The sequence below is a fragment of the Bacteroidales bacterium genome (assembly GCA_035299085.1).
GTDB lineage: Bacteria > Bacteroidota > Bacteroidia > Bacteroidales > UBA10428 > UBA5072.
Window position 1 is genome coordinate 15,533 of record DATGXG010000006.1, and the last position, 25,941, is coordinate 41,473.

Here is a 25,941-nt window from a genome sequence, read left to right on the forward strand (position 1 = left end):
AAAGCTTTTCTGTCTATATGACCTCGACCCCCCTCAATACCCTATCAGGAAATTTATTGATTTGTTGATTTTAAGATTTAACGAGGTTATCCGGCGATTCGTTTTTATTCAACTGCGCGAGATACCAATTGATAATGACACTGTTAAACCCGTTGTAAGGGAGCTTTTTCCTTATTGACGGGTTGATATCGGCAAGCATCGGACCGGTTAACTTTTCATAACAGGCCCAGTCATTTTTCAGAATATACCTGTAACGGACAGATCGGGGTAGCAAAGGTTTCAACCGGTTTTTGATCTTTTGCAATTTTTTTGTGAAGCGACCGGGTGTTAATTCCTTTTCGAAGTTAAGGCTGTACTTTTTAAAATAATTCTCCCGGAGGCAGCTGTCATAAATATGTTTGTGGTTTTTACATTCCGGTGGAAGTTTCCTGAAGAAATCAACTAATTCATTGTCCCAATAAAAGAACCTGACCTGAAAACCAAAAAAAGAAAATACGTGTGACGAATTAATAATGAATTTCGCAATCTTTTCCCGGATATCCCAGTCTTCGAATATACTATATCCCAAAAACGCGGATTTTGCATCCAGTTCCGCGTCAAGCCTTTTCCTGAAGATTTTCAATACCTGAAAGTTATCAGGATAATTAAAATACTTACTTTTAAGAATCCGGGTTAAAACTTTATTGGGTTTTATATCAACGGGAAACACCTTACCAAACTGGCTTCCACCCAGCAGGTCACCGGAGTGTCCGGGTAAAAAAACACTTTCATCCGGAATCAGTTTATGTTTTAACAGGTACAGTACAGCAGGGTATTCCTGGAGGTAGAACATCGATGTAAATTTGGACGCATACCTGTAATAGTCATAAAATTCCTTACTGCTGATTGACAGGGCCTCATCCTGAAATTTTTCATAGTCTACAAAATACCATTTGAAACCAAGCAATTCAGCCACTTTTTGCGAAATGTCAACCTCCCTTGTCCTCCGGCCGTAGGTAAAACAGATCGTATTATCATACCCGTAATTTTTGAGAATACAGGCAATCAGCCTTGAATCAAATCCTCCGCTAAGCGGCAATACGGGGGTGGATTTACCAATTGACCGGATGAAACGCAATGCGGCTCCTTCGATGGCTTTGTGCATGGCTGCAACAGGATCACCATCATGACTGATTTCACCTGGTTTGACTTTAAAGGAGAAAATCCGTTCCCTTTCAATCTTTCCATTGCGGATAGTTACCAATTCCCCCGGGGGCACCTGTTTGATTTCATCAATGAGAGTGTCAGGACCTGTTGTATATCCCATATGTCTGAATTCCGCGGAAACATCCTCCGATATCGAGTCGCCCGGCAACCGCAATTCTTCAGGATCATCGCTGATTGCTATTTGGGGACTTATACGAAAGAATACCGGGAAGAATCTTGATTTATCACAGTACAGGTAAATTGTATTGCCTGATGAATAAATGAAAGAGTATATACCATTTAATGATGTTAACTCCCGCACCGGCTTTTCGGGATTATCCGTCATCTGGGAAAAATAATTCAGCAACGCATCTTCATTCATGAATTCACCACCGGGAGAATGCGCATGACCAGCAACATACAGGTTCCTGCCTTTTCTCCACGAAAAATCGTTGGTGATTATTTTAACAACCGATTCCATTCGGCTTATTTAAATGATTCAGCACTTTTTGAGACGGGCTTAATATTCTTACCGTAATTTTTCAGTAACGACAGGTACCAGACGAAATTATACGTTAACACAATACAGCCGGAGATTACAAATAAAATGATAGCCAGGATGACATCCTTATAATAAACACCGATACCCAAAGAAACCATTCGGACAATCAAATAAACAATATCGATTATCAATGCTTTTCTTTGTTTAAAAAAGATATCCGGAATAAAGCTGATGGGAAATGTGAAAAGAACCAAAAATACCCATGGCAAAAGAATACCGGAAATGCTTCCGGCTTCCTGCCATTCGATTCCAAAAAGTAAAACAAAGACTGGCCTTGAAACAAAAAAGAACAGGATAAACAATACGGCTGTTACCGGCATTAAAATCCGAAGCCATTTAAAAAGTTCCTCTTTGATAGGTGCTTGTTGATTCACCCTTTCAACTATACTTTGGTTGAGTACTTTCGACACCGAACCTGTAAGCAGTTGTACGGGAGTCAGCAGGACCCCCGCAGCGAGTGAATACTGACCGGCATCATGAACAGTAAAAAACTTTGAAAGAACAAAAATCGGTAGCGTTGTGGAAATCGCATTAATTAATTGAAGAGGCATACTGAAAACAGGGAAGTTTTTATACCTGACAGCAACTTCTTTTATGTTGTTCCATGCAACAGGGATCTCACCTGCGGTGATCCTGACCTTTCTCAACACCTGGCAGACCAGTTGAATGGCTGATGTTAACTGTCCGATTAACCTCCCCAAGATAAGACCGTAATTAGTATAATTAAATAATCCAAAGAGCAGTTTGGATATATTGACTCCTATTCCCTGGTTTATTGAACACTGTGAAATGAAACTGAAATATTTGTTGCGGTTCGAATAGCTGATAAAAATGGCATAGATATTTCCAAGTATTACAGAAACAGGCACCCATAAAAGAAACGAACTGATTTCAGGAGTATTGAAAAATTTCTGAGCTATGACATTCCGAAAAAACAGTGAAATAAAAAAAACGACGAGGCTTATCACCACCGTACACATCATGGCCAGAAGAGCAAGAGATCTGGCATGTGTATCATTTTTGGGCAAAAGTATTGCCTGCTCATACACACCGGAGGCCAGTAAAGATACGATGCCTGTAATACTTGTAAATAAACCGAAAACACCAAACTGTTCAGGTGAATACATCCTGCTGAATACAGGGTAAAGAGCCAGCGATAATAGCAGTGCAATTGAAGATCCCAGGAACAGAAAAAATGAATGTCTTACAAATTCCGTTTTGAAAATGCCCGACAACAAATTTTGGTTTCCTGGTTTGTACATTTCTATTCCATCAATGTAAAATCAATTTCAGCACTCTCCTCCACCTCCACCAGTTTTCCGTCATCACACTTCAGTGTGCGGGCGGGATATTTTTTGAGAAGTGTATAGTTATGGCTGGCCATCAGCACAGCCCTGCCACTCTCACTTATTTCGCGAAGCAGTGCCATAATGGATTCGGATGTCTCAGGATCAAGATTTCCGGTAGGTTCATCAGCCAGGATAACCTCAGGATCATTCAGAAGAGCCCTTGCAATGACAACACGCTGCTGTTCTCCGCCTGACAATTGATGTGGCATTTTGAATCCCTTGTTGATCAGGTTCACTTTCTCAAGAACCAGCTTTATCCGGCCGTCAATTTCCTCTTTGACCTTCCAGCCTGTGGCATGAAGTACGAACCAGAGGTTATCATAAACAGACCTGTCCGACAACAGCTGGAAATCCTGGAAAACTATGCCCAGCTTGCGGCGAAGTAAAGGAACCTGTTTGGGTTTTATGTTTTCAAGCGAAAAACCCACCACAGTTGCGGTGCCTGTATTAAGCGGCAATTCGGCGTTTATTGTTTTTATGAGGCTTGATTTACCACTGCCCACACGGCCTATTAGGTAAACAAATTCACCTTTGGATATCGAAAAATTCACATCCGACAGGACAAGGTGATCATCCTGGAAGATAGAAGCCTTTTCAAAAGATATTACAGTGTTTTCGGGCATGCAAGTTGGCTGATGAATGATTAACAAACCCAAAAATAGACAATATCATGCAATTATTACGGGCCGTTAATTAACAACGTAATGTTAATTTAAACAGAATAAGCCGGTCACTTTATACGTTATTAATCCGTAATTTTGGTCAAAATCTGATAATAAGTATGAAACTAGCTGTTAGTCTGATAATTACGTTTGTTCTTTGCACCACCCTCAAATCCCAGCAAACCTATTACAACACCGATGAAGACAAACAGTACCGGCAGGCTGTTGAACTTTACAATAACGGAAAATACAGCGCAGCGCAGGTATTGTTTGATGAATACGCCGCCATGTATGCCGGAGAGAATTCTGATGAGGTATCCGGAAGCCAGTTTTATGCATCGATGTGTGCTGTGAAATTATTCAATAATGATGCAGAGGCAAGGATTATTAAGTTCCTTAATGATAATCCCGAGAATCCGAATAAGAACGAAGCGCTGTTCAACCTGGCGGGATATTTCTTTCAGAAGAAAAGCTACAGCAATGCACTTATATATTACGAACAGGTTGATAATACAAGACTTAGCAAGGATGACAATGCAGAATACGAGTTCAAAAGAGGTTACTGCTATTTTGTGAAAGAGGATTATGATAAGGCACGGATGGCTTTCAACGAAATAAAGGATCTTGACACCAAGTATACTGCTCCGGCACTGTATTATTATGCCCATATTAATTACACACAGGGTAACTATGAAACAGCGCTTGCTGGTTTCAACAGGCTGAAAGATGATCAGAATTTCGGCCCGATAGTGCCTTATTACCTGACACAGATTTATTACAAGCAGAAAAAATACGACGAGGTCATTAAATACGCTCCGCAACTGATGACGGATGCGAGCGAAAAGCGGGGACCTGAAATTGCACGAATTACAGGTGAATCCTATGTTCAGATGAATCTTTACGAGGAAGCCATACCCTATCTTGAGAAATTTATTGAATCGGGAAGCAATGTAACCTCAGAGGATAAGTACAGCCTGGCCTATGCCTATTATAAAACCGGCGCTTTTGAAAAAGCAGCCAACCTGTTCAGCCAGATAACAGGAAGTGAAACAGCTTTGAGCCAGAATGCCCTCTATCACCTTGCGGATTGCCAGATTAAGCTCAATGACAAAAACAAAGCTCGTATGGCTTTCTCTTCGGCGTCGAAAATGAGTTTTGATCCGGCCATCCAGGAGGATGCACTGTTTAACTATGCTCTTCTCACTTATGAACTCGACTATTCCCCTTTTAACGAGGCCGTGCAGTCGCTTAACGAATATCTCGAAAAATATCCCAATTCGAAACGCAGTGAAGAAGCCACCAATTATCTTGTTTTAGCTTACCTGAACGCAAAAAATTACAGCCTGGCGCTTGAATCGATCGAGAAGCTTCACGGCATGAATAACGAGATAAAAAAGGCCTACCAGAAAATCGCCTATTACCGTGGCCTTGAATTATTCAGCAACCTGAGCTTTGATCAGGCCATTGATATGTTCAGCTCGGCCGATAAATACGGGAATTTCGATAACAAGATCTACGCGCTCTGCCATTACTGGATGGGTGAAGCCTGGTACAGGAAAGGCGACTATTCAAAGGCTCTTGATAATTACAATGCATTCCTTGCCCAGCCCGGAGTATCATCGTATCCCGAATATGCCCCGGCGAACTACAACCTTGGATATTGCTATTTCAGCCAGAAACAATACCCCGATGCAGCGGTATGGTTCGGAAAGTACGTTTCACTGGCAAAGAACCCGCAGAAAGAAGTTCTCAGCGATGCTTACAACCGCCTTGGCGACTGCTATTTTGTACAGCAGCAATATTTAAAAGCCGTTGGTTATTACGATAATGCACTGAAAAACGGATCTGGCGCCAATGATTACACCATGTTTCAAAAAGCAATGGCGCTGGGTGTCACAGGTAAAGACAATGAGAAAATCAATGTTCTCAACCAGATGCTGACTACTTATCCTAATTCTTCATATAAACCTGATGTATATTTTCAGATTGCTGAAAGCAATGTAAAGCTGAATCAGAATGATATGGCCATCAGCAATTACAGGCGTGTGGTGAATGATTACCCCAGAAGCAGCTACGTTAAAAAGTCACTTCTTGCACTTGGCCTTTTATATTATAACGCCAACAGGAACAATGATGCCATAACCAGTTATAAAAAGGTAATTGAGGATTACCCGGGCACACCTGAAGCGGAGAATGCGATGATCGGCCTGAAAAACGTATATGTTGACGATAAAAACGTAGAGGGCTTTTATGCTTACATGAAAGATAAGGGGCAGCTTACCTCATCCGATCTCATTGAGCAGGATTCACTCATGTACCTCACTGCCGAAAGGACTTATATGTCGGGTGATTACGCTAAAGCACAGCAAAGCCTGTCGAGCTACATCGAAAAGAATCCGGACGGCCGTTACCTTGTGAATGCCTGGTTTTATAAGGGCGATTGCCATTACCGCAATAAGGAAGACGGTCCGGCTCTTGAAGCTTTTGATTACGTGATAAACAGTCCTCGCAGCAAATTTACAGAACCCGCACTTCTGGGCGCTTCCCGGATAAAATTCAGGCAAAAAGACTATGCCGCTGCTGCTGATTACTACCAGAAACTTGAAGAAAATGCAGAAGTGCAGGCAAACCGGCTTGAAGCCAGGATGGGAATGCTTGAATGCTATTCAATGCTGGGAGATAACCCAAAGGTAATTGAACAAGCCGACCGCATTTTACTTTCAGAAAAACTGTCAAAAGACCAGGAAAGAAAAACAAGGTTTGCAAAAGCTAAGGCACTACAGGCAAACGACAGGCAAATGCTTGCACTCGAAGAATACCAGAAGGTAGCTGTCGAAGTGAAAAGCGCAGAGGGTGCCGAATCCAAATTCAGACTGGCAGAAATCTATTACCAGAGAAAAGATTATGCCAATGCCGAGAAAGTGATTGCAGATTTTGCCGATAAGACAACACCACATCAATACTGGATGGCAAAAGGATTCCTGCTATGGGCCGACATTTTTAAGGAAAAAGGCGATGATTTCCAGGCCATTCAAACCTTGCAGAGCCTGATTGACTATTATGAGAAAACCGATGACGGTATCCTTGTTGAAGCCAAAGAGAAAAAGAAACAGCTTACCGACAGGCAGAACAATGCCGGCAAGGCTAAGCCCGAACAGGATGACCAGGAAATAGAAATCAGGTAAAACACAGTATAAAACGGTAAAAGTAAATCACCATGTTAAAAACGTTCAATATGATCAGATCCGGAATATTCACTGCGTTGCTGGTTTTAGCCTGCTCTGTTTTGAAAGGCCAGGACCTGAATAAGGAAGTTTTTGTAGTAAGGCCTTACGAGCCTACCCTTTCGGATGCCTCAAAATATAATTTTATGCCTCCGGAAAACACGATGGAAACATCCATACCGGCTTTCCAATACCGGATAGCACCGAAAAGGCTGAGCAGCAGCTTTGTTCCCGATCCTATTAAAGCCGCCAGGACCGTTACTACTTCCCTTCCCAAAATTTACAATACTTGGCTCAAGGCTGGTCTGGGCAATTATTCGACTCCGTTGTTTGAATTCAACATCAGTAATGTGAGATCCAAGGATTACGCCTACGGAGCTTACATTCATCATAAGTCGTCGCGGGGAAAGGTGTTCCTTAAAAATGATCGCAGCATGAATGCCGGTTACGTTGACAACCTTGTGAAGCTTTACGGTAAGCGCTTCTTTTCAAATGTCACCCTCAGCGGCGGACTCAATTTTGAACAACATGCTTTCAATTATTATGGTTACAACACTGACACCCTTGTGGGACCTGTTGAACTGGATAAAGACACTTTAAGACAACGTGTTTTTAAACCAGGCGCTGAGATTGGGCTGAAATCCAGTTATGCCCCTGACCGGTTCAATTTTGACCTGAATGCCCGGTTTGACTATTTCACCGACAGGCAGAAGAACAGAGAACCCGATTTTCTTGTTTCAACCCGTTTTACAAAAGAAGTTTCCGGCCTGTTGGGCGGACTTGACATGTCGCTCGACTACTCAAGACTAACCAACAACATGGATACAACTGCCATAAAAACCAACAACACCATATTCAGGTTCAGTCCCTGGATCAGCAAAAGCAGTGAAGACTGGCAGTTCAGGCTGGGTTTTGAAGGTGCGGCCGATTTGAGCGGAATTTCAAGGTTTTATTTTTATCCGAAAGCGGATCTCAATATTATTATTGTTAAAGATGTGCTGATCCCGTTTATAGGCGTTTCAGGCGAATTAAAAAAGAACAGCTACCAGAACCTTTTCGGGGAGAATATGTTCATTCAGCCCGGACTTGCGCTGAAAAACACAAGCAGTAATTTTATCGTATTCGGCGGTATAAAAGGTAATATCAGTTCTGTTGTGCGTTTCAGGGCCGATGCGAGTATTACCATTTTCAAAGATTACCATTTCTTTGTGAACGATACGATTACGCCGGTTAATCTTTTACCTCTTGACAACAAGTTCACAGGAGAATACGATGACATGAACCTCATTACCTATCATGGTCAGCTTGTATTTTCGCCCGGAAACAAGTTTGAACTGATGGCTGACGGCAAAATTTTCAATTATAAAACTTTTGATGTAAAGAAATCCTGGCATGAACCCGATTTTGAAATAAAGACACAGGCTGTTTACCGGTTTGACAAGTTTGAAATAGGTGCAGGCCTCGATGTAATAGGCAACCGCTGGGTGAAAGTGAGAAAAACGATCAATCCTGAAGGGATGGAGAAAATCAAACCTGTTTTTGACGGTAATCTGAGTTTCAATTTTCATTATTCGAAACTCCTTACTGTTTTTGCCGATTTTTATAACCTGGCAGAAAGGAGTTATACCCTCTGGAACCAATACCCTTCACAACGATTTAACTTTCTTGTTGGTTTTTCATACAAACTATAGATGAAGATTTATACCCGTACAGGTGATAAGGGGTTTACCTCGCTCATTGGCGGAAAGAAGGTAACCAAAGATCATATACGTATTGAAGCATACGGAACCATTGACGAACTGATAGCTCACACCGGAATGCTCAGAGATATGTTTACGCATGACATGCAGTATCAGGAATTCCTACTTCAGGTGGAGGACCGCCTTATGGTATGTGCCGCTATACTGGCCAGTGATTGCGAAGACTGCAATGTGAAAATACCCGAAATAACTGAGGGGGATATTACTCAGATCGAAAATGAAATCGATACCATTGTGGCCTTATTGCCGGCCCTTACATCGTTTGTCCTGCCCGGAGGCCACACTATCTCTTCACAGTGTCATATAACACGCACCGTTTGTCGCAGAGCTGAAAGACAAATTATCCATCTGTCCGGTGAACTTTTTGTTCCCGAAACCGTAATAAAGTACGTCAACAGGCTTTCAGATTTTCTTTTTGTGTTGGCACGCAAAGTGTTATACGATTTAAAACAAAAAGAAGTACTGTGGAAACCAAAATAGTAAGTTGTATTTATATTTTTTTATATTTGCACAATTTTTAAGAAAAGTAATCGATTATGTACTGGACCCTTGAACTAGCGTCTAAATTAGAAGATGCACCCTGGCCGGCCTCTAAGGAAGAATTGATTGACTTCGCCATCCGATCTGGTGCTCCTTTGGAGGTAATCGAAAATCTCCAGGAAATCGAAGATGAAGGTGAAATTTATGAAAGTATTGAGGATTTATGGCCGGACTATCCCAGCAAGGACGATTTCTTTTTTAATGAAGACGAATATTAGACAAAGCCCCTCTAAGGGGCTTTTTTATTGATCTACACGTATTGTTTTATTCTTTTTAGTTCCGCTAAGTTCTTCAGACGATTGTTTATGCTCAGGTTTCAGGAAAATATCTTCCATTTTTGCAGGGCGCATATCCTGCAGCCATTTAAAATCTTTTAAAATAAGTTCTTCCGGGGGTGCCACGGTCAGCGGATAAGTGACACCGTTCGGTTTCACATAAAATCGGATATCATCCGGCTTATTGTTCTTCAGATGGATCGTAAGATTAGAACTTTGTGCCACATTCACACCCACCAGTTCATTTTTATCTTTGGCATAATAAACGGTTTGTCCGTTACCTTTCACATCAATTTTATAAGCTTCGTTATTCCTGAAATATCCAATCATGTTTTTTCCCTTGATCTGGTTGAATTTACCGGTATCTTCCTCATTGATTATAAAAGCGGTCTGCTGCATATGAACCTGGTCAACCTCTTTGTTTTTTGTCCAGATTTCGATGTAATCGGCTGATAGTTGATTTACTCCCGACCACAACACAGGTTGCCTGTACAATCTGAGTATTGAATCGGATGTGGTATAAAACAACGAATCGCACATTCCCTGCAGATCCGATTTAAAAAGACGCACACCAAAGTAAGCCTTCAAAACCCGGTTGCCGGCTGAATCAGTTGAAGCCCTCAATGTGTCGGCATGAACAAAAACAGAATCCTGTTCCCCCGTAATATAAACAAACATGGCCTGGTTGGTCAGAACGGCGCTGTCCTTCTTTTGGTTAATAAAAGCATGATTGCCTCTGAGGATTACGTTCTGTACCGAATCAAAAACCTCAATATGGCTAAATCCTTCGCCGTATCCGGTATTTCTTTCATAATAAAGACTGTCGCCTTTAATCACCTGGTCTTTATTCCTTACAAGCGCTTTCTGTTTAAGCATGGAAATATCCGTATCGGTATTATACCAGCCGTCTTCACAATAGATATAACTGCTGTCGCCGATAATTTCGGTTGGTCCGAAAAAATAAGCAACTTTAGTAAGGGTATGGTACCGAAGCGTGTCAGAATAAATGGTGTATTTGGGATTCGTAAGTACAACCGAATCGTTAAAATAATACATTTCCTGCCTTGAATAATAGTAGCCAATCCTGCTGCGTAATTTGTTTTCGCCACTCACGATATTGGCATGTTTTGTATAATATGCCGTGCTGGTACCTGTATTGAATTCCAGTTCGCGGGTTGTAAGAGTTGTATTACGGCCGATCAGCTTTACATTTCTTTTAATCTGTGCTATTTTAATATTGCCGTCGTAGGTAAGGTAATCACCATATAGATTTACGGTGTCACCCTGAACAAGATGCACCCTGCTGAAAGCCTCGAGAGAGTTTTTGTCCCTGAACCAATAGGCACTGTCGCAGTACATTACGGTACCCTGATGGGTAAACATAACATTGCCGATAAGCCTGTAGGCGCCTTGAGCAATATCCTGTGCCTGTTCAAGATAGTCAGCTTTCTGGGTTATTTCTACCTGTCGTTGGGCGAAAGACACATTGCCCAGAAGCAATACAAAAATCAATATCAGAACGCAGGCTCGTTTCAAAAATCAACAGGTTTAAGGTTTTGTCCAGCATTTCAGGTTGAACGGACAATCGCGGAAATTATCCGTAATCCGTATGTACGTGGTTTTGGCTTTGTCAAGCACCCAGTCGTTTACTTTTTCATTTTCCTTTATCTGCAAGGCCTGGGATTTAAACAGGTTGTAATCGTCTTTCAGGTTGCCAACATGAGGGTTTGTACGATTTTTAAGATAAATCACTTTGAACACTGTCTTTCCTTTGCTATCGATTGATTCATACGGGGCTGACATTTCGCCAACCTTTAGTGCATTAACAATGCTGTATTCCTGTGGTTTAAATTCATCAAGTGACCAGCGGATACCGCCGCTCCTTGGATTCACTGCCTGTCCACCGTTTATACGTGTATCTTCGTCCTGGCTGTATATTTTGGCAGCCTGCTCAAAAGTAAGTGAGTCCTGCTTAATAAGGGCCACAATACTGTCGAGTTTTTGACTGGTAGCCTGTTTATCGGAAAAATTTATTTTCGGTTTTATAAGAATATGGCGGGTATGGATACGGTCTTCGGTTTTATCGAGGCATTGAATAATATGGTAGCCGAAAGAGGATTCCACTATTCTTGAAATAGCGCCTTTTTTAAGGGCAAAAGCGGCCTTTGCATATTCAGGGTCAAGATCGGTTTTAGCAGCCCAGCCGATATCGCCGCCTTTAACTGCGGAACCATCTTCTGAATTAATTACAGCCATCGTGGCAAAGCTCCCACCGTTCATGATTTGTTCCCTGATCTTGAGCAATTTTTCCCTTACATCGATAACAGCCTGTTCGCTCGATTTAGGATACATAAGTATCTGGTTGAATTCCACTTCGGCATTTATATAAGGAAGACTGTCCGGGGGAAGGTTTTTAAAGTATGTTTTTACTTCTGACGGAGTCACTGAGATACCTTCGGTAATCTTCCTGCGCATTTCACGTACCATAAGTCCCTGGCGCACTTCCTCGCGGGTGTCCTGTTTGATTTCGATAATCGACTTATTCCAGTAGGCCTCAAATTTTTCCTGGGTACCGAACATGTTAATGAAGTAATTCATCCTGGAATCAAGCTCGCTCTCAATCTGTGAATCGGTCACTTCGATACTGTCAACCTCAGCCTGGTTCAGGAGAAGTTTCTGGATCAGCAGTTGCTCAAGTATTTGGCATGACGTCACATTGCTCACATTTTCCCCACTCTCCTTTAACTGCATTAATCCTTTCTGGATATCTGAATAAAGAATTTTCTTATCTCCCAGCACAGCCACGACCTCATCAAGAATTTTTGCCTGTCCGTATATCCGTGGACATACACATGCAAATAACAACAGAATAGCAGCAATTAGTTTTCGCATCGTTGGATTTTAATAAATGGTGAATTTCTCACGGTTCTGGGCATCCGATAATATGCCGGATTCTAGTTCATTGATGAGTGTAACTTTTCTTTTGTTAAGAATAATTGAATAAATATTATTCTTAACGAGTTCAAACGGGCTTACAGTACCTTCAGGGGCAATTTCCTTGAGAGAAATAAAATAAAAATGGTCTTTGTCGCTTGTTTCAAGATATTTCCTGCTTAACAAGCTGTTTACCATCGTTGATCCTGAAGGGATCATACGGAGGATCTCATTCACATTCACCCAGCCATCATTGAAATGGTTATAAACAAGGGCATTGTTGAAACAATAACCTTCAAGATTATTAAGGTCTTCCGGTTTTTCCGACCTGTACCATTGCCGTACTTTATATAATTCAGGTGCTTTCACCGATAATTTAATAAATAGTCCTTTTACAAGAGTCTCCCCCAATATAAAGTTTGGCTGGTTTTCCTTGTAATAGGCCAGAATGGTGCTATCACTGACAACAGTATCAAGTTTCTGCTGCAAATAGCGTTGTTCATATGCGTAAATAAGCAGTGAGCTTTTATAATTATCAATCTGGTTCTCTACATCCTTTTCCTTATCGGTAAGGTTCATTTCTGCCGTATTCAGAAGGATCTGATTCCGCACCCATTTTTCAATAAAGTCCTTTGACATGGCAATACTGTCCTGGGCTGAAATACCCACCGGAATAACCCCTTTCAATTCTGACGGATACAGGTATCTATCATATACTTTGGCAAGAGGTTTTTCGGAATTATTTATTTTGCCTTTATTGCAGGAAAAGAATGCCAGGGCAACCATACCCGTGAAGAGGATCTTTCTCATGGATCGCTTTATTTTACAGTGTTTAGGACGTCCCGGTTTACCGAAATTTTATGCTCAGCCCTCAGTGATTCGATCCATTGTTTATCAAGGTAATTCTGGTAATCAGCGGTTACCTGGCCCTGCGTTTCACTGAATAATTTTTGCGCAGGTGGCAGGATTGCATTGACGACAAGGATTTTTACATCATTCTTTTCAGGAATTGTTTTAACAGTGCCTTTTTTCCATGTAAATCCGCCGAGAGGAAGCTTTTCGTCCTTTTCTATTTTCTCATCACTTATAATCACGCATTCAATCGTATCAGATTTGCAGGCTGCTCTGATAAAAGCATCCGCTGTCTGCCCGTTTTTAATTCTTTTTTTAGCAAGTGATGTAACTGTTTTCACCTCAGCAGGATTTTTAACGGTATAGATTGAGATATCAGCTCTTTCCTTCCACTGGTACTCTGATGAATGGGCTTTGTAGTAAGCCTCGAGCCCGGAAGTGTCACTCACGGCCTTTGCCCAGACTTTATTATCCATAATATTGAAAAGCAGGATGCCGTCATGGTACTCCTCCATCAGGTAACGGAACTGAGGGTATTTTTCTTCAAGACGGCCTTTTTCGTAATTCATCAGTTCATTTTCGGCCATCTCATTGCACTTGCGGTTAACGATAGCCTGGTAGCTTTCTTTCCTGTTATATCTTTTAGTTTTGAGGATGAAGGCAACCAGGTCCTTTTGTGAATATTCTTTATTACCGATAGCAAAAACCGGTTCAATCAGATGGTTTGTCATCGAGGGATCCCAGGTTCCGTTATAAACTGAGCTGTCCATTTCGCTGGCAATGGCATCCATATTTTCAGGATACGACCTGAAATTGTATTCTTTTTTAAGCCTCTCCACGAAATTGCTTTCCGTCAATTTTCCGCGTTCATCCAGAAGCACTTTTTCTTCAAGTTGCGGTTTGAGCTTTTCAAAGGATGCAATGGGTCTTTTGCCCTGAAGCTGGAAAATATGCCAGCCGTATTCTGATTTAATAGGGGCTGTAAAATCGCCACTGTCTTTTATTTCAAAAACTTCATTTTCGATATCAGCAGGAAGCTCGCCTGAACGAAGCCATCGCATCTGGCCGTTATTCCTGACTGTTCCGGCATCCTCGGAATATTGCTTAACCATATCGGTAAATCTGCTGCCGTTTTTAAGGGCCTGGTAACAGGTTTTTATTTTTTCTTCGTTTTTTGCATTCTGTTCATCAGTAGAAGCCGTGCGGATCATAATGTGTGCGAGTTTTATCTCACCAAGGGCGTCTCTGAAGGCGTTCACGTGTATAATATGATAACCGTATTTTGAACGGACAGGCATAGAAAATCCTCCCAACGGTGTATTATAAGCAGCATTCTCGAACGGGTATACCATTGTAAAGGCAGAGAACCAGCCGAGACTGCCGCGGTTCACTTTGGCTGACGGATCGTCTGATTCAACCATGGCAATCTTTTCAAACGGTTCACCAGCATCAACCCGTCTGCGGATATCCATAGCCTTTTTATAGGCTTTCAGAGTATCCTCAGGAGTGGGATTAGCGGGTAGTTTGACCATTATGTGACTGGCATTTACTTCTTTTACTGTGCGGTCATAAGCCTCCTTTACAAGCCTGTCTATCTGGGTTTTATCCTGAAGATAGGGCCTTGCAAGCTGATCACGGTATCCTGCGAGTTCAGCAGTAAAGGTATGAAGCGTATCATAGCCCAGCTTCCTGGCTTCGAGAACTTTAAGCTTGAAATTAATGAACATATCAAGGTATTCAGCCGGGGTTTTATTTTCATAACCCTCGATATTGCTGTTTTTATGATATATTCTTTCGAATTCCGACTTATAAACCGGTTTACCATCAATTGTTAAAAGTACCTCATCCTGTGAAATTGCCCTGAAAGGTAAAAGAATGAGGATTAGTGAAAGAAAAAATATGTTTTTCATTGTGAATGGGATTATGAATCTAACGGCTGTAATTTGGAGCTTCACGGGTTATTGTAACATCGTGCGGGTGGCTTTCAGTGATTCCTGAACTGGTTACTCTTACAAAACGGGCATCCATAAGTTTTTCAACAGTATCGGCACCGCAGTATCCCATTCCGGCCCTGAGACCGCCGATCATTTGATACACCACTTCAGAAAGTGAGCCTTTAAATGGTACCTGGGCAACGATACCTTCAGGAACAAGTTTTTTAATATCGTCTTCCTGATCCTGGAAGTACCGGTCGCGTGAACCCTGCTGCATGGCTTCGATAGAACCCATGCCACGATATGATTTGTATTTTCTGCCGTTGTAGATAATTGTTTCACCTGGTGATTCCTCAACGCCGGCGAACAATGACCCTGCCATCACTGAGCTGGCGCCTGCCGCAATAGCTTTCACAATATCTCCGGAATACCGGATGCCTCCGTCGGCGATAATGGGCAAACCTGTGCCTTTGAGCGCAGTAGCTACATTGAAAATAGCGGACAACTGGGGAACGCCTACACCCGCAATGACACGGGTGGTGCAGATTGAACCCGGTCCGATACCTACTTTAACACCGTCGGCCCCTGCCTTCAGCAGGTCAGTTGCGGCCTCAGCGGTAGCAATATTTCCAACAATAATTTCCAGGTTTGAATATAACTTTTTAGCCTTTCTGAGCGTCTGGAGTACATTTTCGGAATGCCCGTGAGCGGTATCGATAACAATAACATCCACATCCGATTTCACAAGAGCTTCCATACGTTCAAAAGTGTCAGCTGCAGTCCCTACGGCAGCAGCAACACGTAACCGGCCCATGCTGTCCTTGCATGCATTGGGACGGTCCTTGGCTTTTGTAATATCTTTATAGGTGATCAGGCCTATGAGCTTCCCATGATCATCAACAACAGGAAGTTTTTCAATCTTGTAATTCTGAAGAATATCGGCTGCTTTTTCAAGATCTGTTTCCTGGCTTGTTGTGATAATGTTTTTACTCGTCATTACCTCACGGATCAAACGGCCCATATCATGTTCAAACCTGAGATCACGGTTGGTAACGATGCCTACAAGTTTATGCTGATCATCAACCACGGGTATACCGCCAATACGGTATTCCTTCATGAGGTTCAGGGCATCGAGCACTGTGGCAGTGGGTCTGATTGTGATAGGGTCATAAATCATCCCGTTTTCAGCCCGTTTAACGGTTTTCACATGCTTTGCCTGTTCTTCAATACTCATGTTTTTGTGAACCACCCCGATACCGCCTTCACGGGCAATTGCAATTGCAAGCATTGCTTCAGTGACAGTGTCCATGGCTGCCGAAACAATGGGCGTGTTAAGCTTAATATTCCTTGTCAGATTTGTGGTTATATCCACCTCGCGAGGCAATACCTTTGAATAGGCAGGTACCAGTAAGACGTCATCAAATGTCAGGGCTTCGGAAATTATCTTATCAGAGAGATTCTTCATGATGGAGATTTATAAATTGTGCGAAATTACAAAAAAAGAAGTAATATTGATTATTAAATAATATTAAAGGTTTCCTTTCATAGTGCATCGTTTTTAGAGATTTAGGATGCTTCAGCCTATGATACCTGATTACCAATCCACACTTTCCAGACACTGGGGATACAGCAGTTTCAGGCCTCTCCAGGAAGAAATTATTATTTCGGTATTATCGGGTAAAGATACCCTTGGTCTTATGCCCACTGGTGGTGGCAAATCTCTTACTTTCCAGGTACCTGCCATGACGCTTCCGGGTATATGCCTTGTTGTTACGCCATTGATCGCCCTTATGAAGGACCAGGTGGAGAACCTGAAAAAACTGCAGATTAAAGCCGTTGCCATTCATTCCGGTTGTACGCGCGATGAAATTGATGTAGCACTCAACAATTGTCTTTACGGAGGTTATAAATTCCTATATGTATCACCCGAACGTCTCACGACGGAGCTATTCAGGATACGGTTCCAGGAGATGCCGGTAAACCTTATAACCATTGACGAAGCACACTGCATATCACAATGGGGTTATGATTTCAGGCCATCCTATCTCAGAATAGCCGAATTGCGACAATATCATCCTTCTGTTCCAATCCTTGCACTTACAGCTACTGCAACTCCCGAAGTTGCCGCTGATATACAGGAAAAGCTCCTTTTCAGGCAAAAAAATCTCCTTACAACCAGTTTCAGAAGGGAAAACCTGATTTATGCCGTTAAAAAGTCTGAAAACAAGGACCGTGATGTTATCGACATGGTGAAAAAGCTCAGGGGAAGCGGAATTATTTATGTGAGAAGCAGGCGTAAAAGCGTTGAAATTGCACGAATCCTTCAGCAGGAAGGGATTGCAGCCGCTTATTACAACGCCGGACTTGAACATCCTGTACGCACAGCGGTGCAGCAGGACTGGACGGTGGGTAAAATCAGGGTGATTGTGGCTACCAATGCTTTCGGAATGGGTATTGACAAGGCAGATGTGCGGTTTGTCATCCATGCCGACCTGCCAGATTCGCCTGAAGCGTATTTCCAGGAAGCAGGCAGAGCAGGCCGTGACGGCACAAAATCTTTCGCCATCCTTTTATCAGCTGCTTCCGACGCCTCTTCCGTAAGCCACCGCATCCAGGTTAACTTTCCGGATATTGCCACAATAAAAAGTACGTATGCAGCACTCGGCAATTACCTTCAAATTCCGATCGGCGGAGGTAAAGGAATGTCGTATGATTTCGATATTCATGATTTTGCCCGCACCTACCGCCTGTCGGTTTTCACTTCATTCAGCAGCCTGAAAATCCTCGAAATGGAAGGATATATTGAGCTTACTGAAGAAATCAACAACCCGTCGAGAATCAAATTCATACTCGACCGCGATGATCTTTATAAGTTCCAGGTAAGCAACACAAGGTTTGACGCGTTTATCAAACTGCTGCTACGGTCTTATACGGGTGTTTTTACTGAATACACGACAATTGATGAAACCATGCTTGCAAAGAGAGCCAATGTTGACCAGGGACTTGTAAGACAGTACCTGAGCAAACTGGTTACATTAGGCGTTATCAGTTATCTACCGCAGAAGAGATCGCCCATGGTCATTTTTTTCGAAGAACGGCTTGATGATAAATCCATTTATATATCAAAAGAACACTACCAGGTAAGAAAAACACGGTACACCGAAAGAGCAAGCGCAATGCTCCTGTATGCTTTATCGGCCGATAAATGCCGGAGCCAGTCGCTTCTTGCCTATTTCGGTGAAAAGGATACCGCTCCCTGCGGTGAGTGTGATGTTTGCCGGAATAAAAACCAGGATACACTGGTACGTGAAGAATTTGATTCAATAAGAAACCAGGTACTTGAAAGCCTGGCTGCAAATCCTGCCGGACTGGAGGAATTTCTCGAAAACAGCACTGTAAACCGTGATAAACTCATTACGGTTCTTCAGTGGATGCTTGACAACGATTTTATTCAGTTTAACGAGGAACAGTTGTTAGTACCGGCCAACCAGCGGCATCTTTCTTCCTGAGCCGAAAGCTTTTGTTGAAATCCGCAGTACAGGCGGTGTCTGGTAGCGTTTGTATTCGTTATAGTTGACCATCCTGATCACTTTTCTCACAATTTCAGCATCATAGCCCATAGCCGAAATCTCTTCGGCCGACTTCTTCATTTCGATGTAGCTGAATAAAATCGGATCGAGGATGTTATATTCAGGAAGTGAATCGGAGTCCTTCTGATCGGGCCTAAGTTCGGCCGAAGGCGGTTTTGTAATGGTATGGTTGGGTATGATTTCCTTATCCTTGTTGATGTAAGCGGCGAGACTGTAAACATCGGTTTTGTAAACATCACCAAGAACCGAAAGTCCGCCGTTCATATCACCGTATAGCGTGCCATAACCTACAGCGGCTTCGCTTTTGTTGGATGTGTTCAGAACAGTGTTCCCGAATTTATTGGACAGGGCCATCAGCAGGTTTCCCCGGACACGTGCCTGGATGTTTTCTTCGGTTATATCTTCGGGGAGTCCCCTGAAAATGTTACCGAGTGAAATTGTATATTCCCTGAATATCTCGCGGATATCGAGGATATCATACCGAATGCCCAGGTTTTTTGCAAGCGCTACCGCATCAGAAACCGAATGGTCAGATGAATATTGTGAAGGCATCAGAAGCGCCCGCATATTGGTACCGCCAAGCGCGCGCACTGCAAGGACAAGCGTGACCGCGGAATCAATTCCACCCGACAATCCCAGTATCCCTGACTTAAGCCCCGATTTATGAAAATAGTCCCTGATTCCCATTACAAGGGCATCATGAATTCGGCCTGTGACATTTTCAGTCACCGGCTTTTTCACGGAAGGAGCATTGAATATCTCAGTGGTTTCGAATACTTCAAAATCCTCTTCAAAAAATTTCATACGGCTTACAACACCTTCCGGGTTAACCACCATGGAACCACCGTCAAATATAAGATCGGTATGGGCCCCTACCTGGTTAATGTAATAAACAGGCAGCCTGTAATTGGCTGCATTTTCAGTCAGAATCTCGGTTTTGATTTCCTCCTGCATATGTGAAAAAGGAGAAGCAGCAATATTGACAACAAAATCAGGACAAAGCGCCGCAATTTTGTCCATCGGGCATACCGAATACATCCTGTCTTTTCCATAACCTGTGAGGATAGGCTGTTTGTACCAGAGGTCTTCACAAATGGTTATGGCTATATTGCATCCCTTATAATTTACAAGTTTAAATTCGGTATTCTGTTCAAAATACCTGTATTCGTCGAAAATATCATAAGTAGGAAGAAGAGTTTTATGAATAACCTGTTGCACCGCACCGTTGGCCATGAAATAAGCGGAGTTGAACAGGTTCTTGCCAAGCGGATTCTGATTAACCGACGGACCTCCGACAATGGCCGCAATTCCATGGCATTCGGCAGCGATCTGGTTGATCCTTACCGAGCATTCATCAACAAAATGCTTGTATTCAAGAAGGTCATGAGGAGGATAGCCGCAAACCGCCAGCTCCGAAAATACAACAAGGGCAGCCTTTTCCTGGCGGGCCTGCCTGATAGCCCGTATTATTTTTTCGACATTTTCGTCAAATGCCCCGATTGTGTAGTTTAGCTGAGCGAGTGCGATTTTCATGGATGATCAGAATAATACTCCCACTCTGAAGCTAAGGTAATTCATAACCGCTTTATGGTCATTATTTGAAAGTACGTCAACGAAGCCGTTGTGGAACAGCACCCCGGCAACCAGGGAGGTGTTTCCCCCGATATTGTATTCGATTCCTCCTCCGAAGAAATACGACATATTCAGCAGGTTAACTTCTTTCGGAACGTTGTCTTTGTTAAGCCCGTTTCCGCTTGAACTGGCCCGGGATCCGATGTTAATATTCTGGTTGAATCCGAGTTCAGCAAAATAGGTAACATAACCAATCTGATTGGTTTTCAATTTCAGACCCACCGGAATGCTTAAGTAGCTAAGGCTGTATGCAACCGTTTCACCTCCCGGGACCCAAACTGATGAGCGTTCACCTGTTGAGATTCTTACCGAATCATTGTAGAGCACGTTGCCACCCATAACGCCCAGGTTAAAGCCGGTCACCAGGCCATAATTAGGATGGAAATAGTATTCAACCATTAACCCGCCATTAATTCCGGGACGTGCACCATCCTTATCAATCCTGTTGGTTTTTGGAGATAACCAGGTTGCAACGGGATCGAGATTAACACCAAGGCGCAGCTTCGACTGGCCGAAAACGACAAACGACAAATTTACAATCAGCAATACCAACAGGATTTTTTTCACGGTTTTAAATTTTAGTTAACTGCAAGGCAAATTTAAGCAGTTCTGCTTTTCCCAAAAACAAATTTCATGAACAATTCGCTATTGTTGCAAACAAAAAGATTTTGTCATTGAATTAATTGCATGTATTTTTGATGTTATATAAATCATTTTCCATGCGGTTCGCTGGCTGTTTGTTATTACTCATAGCGCTTCTTCCGGGGTGCAGGTATAATTCACGAAATGTTGATATTTCGGGTGTTGAAAGCCATATCCAAATTACCCGTTTTGAAAAGGAACTGTTTACTACTGATCCCTCGGCACTTGAACAAAAGATACCGTTGTGGCAGAAGGAATACGGGACTTTCTTCTCCCACTTTTGTTACATTCTCAGACTGGGAAGTCCTGAAGACCCGGGATTTGCTGAAAGGCTGCGCGCTTTCGTAACCGACAAAATAAATTACGAAATATTCTCGAGAACCTTGAAGGTTTTCCCTGACACAGCGCTTATTGCCGATCAGCTAAATATTGCCTTCAGGCATTATAAATACTATTTCCCGAAAAAGACTGTGCCTGCAGTTTATACTTTCGTTTCTGCCTTTAACCAGTCGGCTATTATCGATGACAGTCTCATGGCCATTGGTATTGACAGGTACCTGGGCTCAAATGAAAAGCTTTACAGGGAGGCCGGTATTTATAGTTATATCACCGCAAAAATGAACCCCGCCCGAATTGCACCCGACTGCATGAACTTTTGGGCTGAAACCGAGTTTGTGTTTAATGATTCGGTTAACAACCTGATCAGTCAGATGATATATAACGGCAGGCTCATTTATTTCACCAAAGCAATGTTGCCTGATTTACATGATTCACTCACTGTTGGCTTTACCGGCAAACAGCTGGATTATCTTGAAAAATCGGAAAAATCTATCTGGACTTTCCTGGTTGAGCATAAGTTGTTATTCAATACCGATCATTTCACAATAAATAAATTCATACAGGAAGGCCCTTTTACTGCTGATTTTGGCAGGGAGTCCCCTTCAAGGGCTGCTGTATGGACAGGTTACAGGATAATAGAATCATATATGAAAAGAAACCCGGAAGTTACCCTTGAGCAGTTGATGCAGGAAAGAAATTATCTGAAAATGCTCAACCAGAGCGGATATAACCCGTGAAAAGGATTTGCGATTTACGATTTACGATTTACGATTTAACAATTGGCCATTTACGATTTACGATTTAACGATTGGCGATGAAAAAAACTGTTAGTATACTATTTTTTCTGGCTGTTATTCTTAATGCTGGTTCACAGACAATTGACACATTGTGGAACAGGGGAATTAATTCCTTTTCGCAGAAGAATTATCATGGCCTTAGCGCTTACATGGACAGCGTTCTGGTGTTGAATCCGACAGTGGGTGAAGCGTATTACAACCGTGCCCTTGCAAAGATCAACCTTGGCAATACGGAAGACGCCTGTGCCGATCTGCAGCTGGCACAGCAGTATGAAACTAAGATCAGCAAAGATTTCATCGAATACCAGTGTGATCCTGAATTTATCAGGAAAATCATGATAAAGGAATTCTATAAAAATGAAAAAGTTTATCCTCAAACCGGATACAGGCCGCTATACACCAGGGCGGATACACTGAGGGGTGCCCTGCGGCCTGAAAGAACCTGTTTTGACGTTACCTTTTATGATCTGAATGTCAGTATCTTTCCGGATACTAAAAAGATTAAAGCCTCCAATGATATCTATTTTAAAGTAGTTGAACCTACCAAAACCATTCAGATTGATCTTTTCGATGATTTCAAAATTTCTTCGATAACATGGAATCATGTAAGTTTGAAGTGGCGCAGGGAGTTCAACGCGCTGTTTATCGAATTTCCACAAACACTCAATGCCGGTGAACGCCATTCAATAAAGGTTATATACAGGGGAAAACCGATGTCGGCCCCCAACCCTCCATGGGACGGAGGATTTGTATGGAAAAAAGACAAGAACCGTAACCTTTGGCTGGGAGTGGCCTGTGAACAGCTTGGGGCAAGCAGCTGGTGGCCGAATAAAGACCATCTTTCGGATAAACCCGATTCCATGCAGATCAGCATTGAGATCCCGGCCGGGTACCAGGCTGTATCCAACGGGAATCCCAGGAAGGTTGAGAAAGTTAGTGACCGTCGCAACCGGTTTACCTGGTTTATTCATTACCCGATCAATAACTACAATGCGACGTTTTATGTAGGAAAATACGTCAGCTTCAGCGATACCCTTATTGAAGGAAAGGACACTCTGAGGATGGATTATAACGTGCTGAATTATAACCTGGATACTGCAAAAATGCATTTCATCCAGGCCCGTGATGTTCTTGCATTCTACAACAAAGCCTTCGGGTTTTATCCTTACCCTGAAGACGGTTTTGGCCTTGTGGAATCGTCATATGAAGGAATGGAGCACCAGACGGCAATTGCCTATGGGCATGGTTATAAGAAAAACAATGATGATTACAGGAATAAAATGTATGATTATATCATTGTTCATGAGGCCGCACACGAATGGTGGGGCAATTCCGTTACAGCAAAGGATATGGCCGATATATGGATTCATGAAGGATTTGCCACATATGCTGAATACATGTTCCTTGAAAATCGTTTTGGAAAAGATGAATATTATTACGAACTGACCGATAAGAGCCGGTATATTTTCAATGTATGGCCCATGGTGCAGCACAGGGATGTGAATGAAGACGCGTTTGCAAGTAACGATGTGTATAACAAAGGCGCCATGATGCTTCATTGCCTCAGATGCATCATCAACAACGATTCAATGTTCTTCGGTCTTATTCATGAGTTCTGTGTTCAGCATAAATACATGACAGTGACAACCGATGATTTCATCGCCTATGCCAATAATTATGTGCATATGGACAATACATCTTTTTTCAAAAAATTCCTGTATGACACTAAAATTCCGGTACTTGAATACAGGTTTAAACAGGACGGTCATGATCTTGTGCTGACGTATCGCTGGGCAGAAGTTGAAAAAGGATTTTCAATGCCTTTCGGAATTCAGACCGATACACAAAAGGCTTTACGCATTGAAGCCGGCACCACATGGCAGGAAATGAGGATCCCTGAAACTGCCTGGTTTAACTTTTTCAATATCTGGAACGGCTATGAAGGTTGTGCCGATAATTCTTACACGTATTATCATACGAGGATTGTAAAAACGGTCGATTAATAACCGTTTGCAGAGACGCACGATCGTGCGTCTCTACGATTTAAGGCATTATCTTCCGGTTCAACTCCTGCATTTTGCGTATCACACGTGTTTTAAACCGCGTAGGAATGATTCCCGAAGCCTTTGCAATGGATAAATTGATAATTCCGGGAACGACTATTTCTTTCCCTTCCATCAGTGCTTTGTAAGCAGCTTCGGCAACGGATGCGGATGTGGCCATCATACCCAGTCTTGAAGCGTTACTTTTTTCAGAACCGACTTCCTGCTGGAATCCTGTTTTTGTTAACCCGGGACACACGGCAGTGATCATAACACCGGTTCCTTTAAGTTCGCTATTGATGGCTTCGGAAAACGATTTCACGTAAGCCTTGCTTGCATAGTAAACCGCCATGTATGGGCCTGGCAGAAAAGCCGCCAGTGAGGAGACATTCAGAACTTTACCTTCCCTTCTTTCAATCATGCCGGGGAGAAATAACCGGGTAAGCTCCGTAAGGGCAAGTATATTCAGGTTAACCATCCGCGATATCCGGGCAGGATCCTCCCTGCTGAACATACCGAAATCACCTATACCGGCATTGTTTACCAGAACGTCAACCTGAATGCCGTAATTCATAACCTGTTCAAATACTTTTAAAGAGGCGTCCTTTTCTGACAAATCCTGACCTATGATCCTGATTTTTACCCGGAAACTTCGTGAGAGTTCATCCCTTACCCGTTCAAGCCGTGACAGGTTCCGGGAAACCAAAATAAGGTTGTAATGTTCTCTTGCCATTACACGGGCAATATCAAATCCGATTCCCCTGGATCCTCCTGTTATAAGTGCGGTCTTCAATAGATATTCTTTAATTACTAACACCTCAGCACGACAGATGCCTAACGTGTTGATAATTAATTAACAAATATTTAGCAGTAAGCAGGCCGGCGGCGGGTTTTAAAAGTAAAGTATAGTTTTTTCAGATTTATTTGTATAAAATCATAAAATACTTACCTTTGCAATCCGATTTTTAAGGAAAATATAAAAATACACGGCAATGAAAAGAACATATCAGCCCTCAAACAGGAAAAGACGCAATAAACATGGCTTCCGCGAAAGAATGTCAACCGCTAACGGCCGCAAGGTGTTGTCAAGTCGCAGGGCAAAAGGCAGAAAAAGACTGACAGTTTCTGACGAAATAGCCAGCAAATAAATCAGGGCTGTTCTTTAACGATACTACCCCGAAGCATTGTCTTTGGGGTTTTTTATTTTTTACTTGCTCTCAGAATCTCTCTTTTTCCGGGAGGGCCCGGAAGCTTTTCAATTTCAAAACCGCAATTTCTGAGAGTTCTTTTCACTGATCCTTTGACGCAATATGTAGTAAGAATTCCACCGGGATTCATTGATTGATAAATGGCGTTAAAAATTTCTGCCGTCCAAATCTCCGGCTGGGTTTCCGGTGAAAAGGCATCGAAATACACAAGGTCAATATCCCAGGGAGGTAAGTAACCGGTTACATCGCGATGAATTTTATGCAACGTGAAATAGTCATGGATAACAGAATCCGAATCCCAACCGCATTCATGGATTTTGTAAAATAAAGCATTATGCTCCTGTTCAACCGGGTAATTAAGTGTTTTTATCACCTCTGAAGGAAGGGGATTTTTTTCTATCGCATAATAATGAA

The 25,941-nt window shown here is 42.5% G+C and carries 20 protein-coding genes; 8 read left to right on the forward strand and 12 right to left on the reverse strand.

Annotation, left to right across the window (positions count from 1 at the left end):
• Positions 1 to 70: 70 nt before the first annotated feature.
• Genes VK179_01300 through VK179_01310 form a run of 3 tightly spaced genes read right to left on the reverse strand, consistent with a single transcriptional unit; the run spans position 71 to position 3,719 of the window.
• A complete protein-coding gene (locus VK179_01300) occupies positions 71 to 1,666 on the reverse strand; it encodes an asparagine synthase C-terminal domain-containing protein (protein HLO57354.1) in 1,596 nt (531 codons plus the stop codon).
• A gap of 5 nt (positions 1,667 to 1,671) precedes the next feature.
• The gene (locus VK179_01305) at positions 1,672 to 3,009 is read right to left on the reverse strand and encodes an oligosaccharide flippase family protein (GenBank protein HLO57355.1); all 1,338 of its coding nucleotides are present in this window, start codon (positions 3,007 to 3,009) and stop codon (positions 1,672 to 1,674) included.
• A 2-nt stretch (positions 3,010 to 3,011) separates the two neighbouring features.
• Positions 3,012 to 3,719, reverse strand: a complete 708-nt coding sequence (locus VK179_01310) for an ATP-binding cassette domain-containing protein (GenBank protein ID HLO57356.1) — start codon at positions 3,717 to 3,719, stop codon at positions 3,012 to 3,014.
• Between the two features lie 158 nt (positions 3,720 to 3,877).
• Between VK179_01310 and VK179_01315 the strand changes: the two genes are divergently transcribed.
• From VK179_01315 to VK179_01330, 4 genes are read left to right on the forward strand one after another with little or no spacing between them, the layout of a single operon-like run.
• Complete coding sequence (locus VK179_01315) at positions 3,878 to 6,943, forward strand: tetratricopeptide repeat protein (GenBank protein HLO57357.1); 3,066 nt, start codon at positions 3,878 to 3,880, stop codon at positions 6,941 to 6,943.
• Between the two features lie 50 nt (positions 6,944 to 6,993).
• A complete protein-coding gene (locus tag VK179_01320) occupies positions 6,994 to 8,673 on the forward strand; it encodes a hypothetical protein (GenBank protein HLO57358.1) in 1,680 nt (559 codons plus the stop codon).
• Positions 8,674 to 9,222 carry a cob(I)yrinic acid a,c-diamide adenosyltransferase gene (locus tag VK179_01325; protein ID HLO57359.1) on the forward strand — a complete coding sequence of 183 codons (549 nt, stop codon included), beginning with the start codon at positions 8,674 to 8,676 and terminating at the stop codon, positions 9,220 to 9,222.
• Positions 9,223 to 9,278: 56 nt separating this feature from the next.
• Positions 9,279 to 9,500, forward strand: a complete 222-nt coding sequence (locus tag VK179_01330) for a DUF2795 domain-containing protein (protein ID HLO57360.1) — start codon at positions 9,279 to 9,281, stop codon at positions 9,498 to 9,500.
• 24 nt (positions 9,501 to 9,524) lie between these two features.
• Here VK179_01330 and VK179_01335 read toward each other — a convergent pair whose 3' ends face one another.
• Genes VK179_01335 through guaB form a run of 5 tightly spaced genes read right to left on the reverse strand, consistent with a single transcriptional unit; the run spans position 9,525 to position 16,742 of the window.
• A complete protein-coding gene (locus VK179_01335) occupies positions 9,525 to 11,093 on the reverse strand; it encodes an OstA-like protein (protein HLO57361.1) in 1,569 nt (522 codons plus the stop codon).
• 12 nt (positions 11,094 to 11,105) lie between these two features.
• On the reverse strand, positions 11,106 to 12,449 hold the full coding sequence (locus VK179_01340) for a peptidylprolyl isomerase (GenBank protein ID HLO57362.1): 1,344 nt from the start codon (positions 12,447 to 12,449) through the stop codon (positions 11,106 to 11,108).
• Positions 12,450 to 12,458: 9 nt separating this feature from the next.
• A complete protein-coding gene (locus VK179_01345) occupies positions 12,459 to 13,301 on the reverse strand; it encodes a hypothetical protein (GenBank protein ID HLO57363.1) in 843 nt (280 codons plus the stop codon).
• Between the two features lie 8 nt (positions 13,302 to 13,309).
• Positions 13,310 to 15,253 carry a peptidylprolyl isomerase gene (locus VK179_01350; GenBank protein HLO57364.1) on the reverse strand — a complete coding sequence of 648 codons (1,944 nt, stop codon included), beginning with the start codon at positions 15,251 to 15,253 and terminating at the stop codon, positions 13,310 to 13,312.
• Positions 15,254 to 15,272: 19 nt separating this feature from the next.
• Positions 15,273 to 16,742, reverse strand: coding sequence for an IMP dehydrogenase (guaB, locus tag VK179_01355; protein HLO57365.1), 1,470 nt, complete (start codon positions 16,740 to 16,742; stop codon positions 15,273 to 15,275).
• Positions 16,743 to 16,860: 118 nt separating this feature from the next.
• Between guaB and VK179_01360 the strand changes: the two genes are divergently transcribed.
• Positions 16,861 to 18,786, forward strand: a complete 1,926-nt coding sequence (locus tag VK179_01360; protein HLO57366.1) for an ATP-dependent DNA helicase RecQ — start codon at positions 16,861 to 16,863, stop codon at positions 18,784 to 18,786.
• Here VK179_01360 and VK179_01365 read toward each other — a convergent pair.
• Both VK179_01365 and VK179_01370 read right to left on the reverse strand, forming a co-directional pair.
• Positions 18,751 to 20,400 carry an NAD+ synthase gene (locus VK179_01365; protein HLO57367.1) on the reverse strand — a complete coding sequence of 550 codons (1,650 nt, stop codon included), beginning with the start codon at positions 20,398 to 20,400 and terminating at the stop codon, positions 18,751 to 18,753. The genes VK179_01360 and VK179_01365 overlap by 36 nt on opposite strands.
• Positions 20,401 to 20,406: 6 nt before the next feature.
• Positions 20,407 to 21,066: a porin family protein gene (locus tag VK179_01370; protein HLO57368.1), complete on the reverse strand. Its 660-nt coding sequence runs from the start codon at positions 21,064 to 21,066 to the stop codon at positions 20,407 to 20,409.
• 152 nt (positions 21,067 to 21,218) lie between these two features.
• Between VK179_01370 and VK179_01375 the strand changes: the two genes are divergently transcribed.
• Positions 21,219 to 22,217: a hypothetical protein gene (locus VK179_01375; GenBank protein HLO57369.1), complete on the forward strand. Its 999-nt coding sequence runs from the start codon at positions 21,219 to 21,221 to the stop codon at positions 22,215 to 22,217.
• A 77-nt stretch (positions 22,218 to 22,294) separates the two neighbouring features.
• Positions 22,295 to 24,280, forward strand: a complete 1,986-nt coding sequence (locus tag VK179_01380; protein ID HLO57370.1) for a M1 family metallopeptidase — start codon at positions 22,295 to 22,297, stop codon at positions 24,278 to 24,280.
• Positions 24,281 to 24,320: 40 nt separating this feature from the next.
• Here VK179_01380 and VK179_01385 read toward each other — a convergent pair whose 3' ends face one another.
• Positions 24,321 to 25,112, reverse strand: a complete 792-nt coding sequence (locus VK179_01385) for an SDR family oxidoreductase (protein HLO57371.1) — start codon at positions 25,110 to 25,112, stop codon at positions 24,321 to 24,323.
• Between the two features lie 199 nt (positions 25,113 to 25,311).
• Between VK179_01385 and rpmH the strand changes: the two genes are divergently transcribed.
• Positions 25,312 to 25,467, forward strand: a complete 156-nt coding sequence (gene rpmH, locus VK179_01390; GenBank protein ID HLO57372.1) for a 50S ribosomal protein L34 — start codon at positions 25,312 to 25,314, stop codon at positions 25,465 to 25,467.
• Between the two features lie 52 nt (positions 25,468 to 25,519).
• On the opposite strand, the gene mnmD is transcribed toward rpmH, so the two are convergent.
• Positions 25,520 to 25,941, reverse strand: a 422-nt coding sequence (gene mnmD / locus VK179_01395; protein ID HLO57373.1) for a tRNA (5-methylaminomethyl-2-thiouridine)(34)-methyltransferase MnmD, incomplete at its 5' end; no start/stop codon positions are given.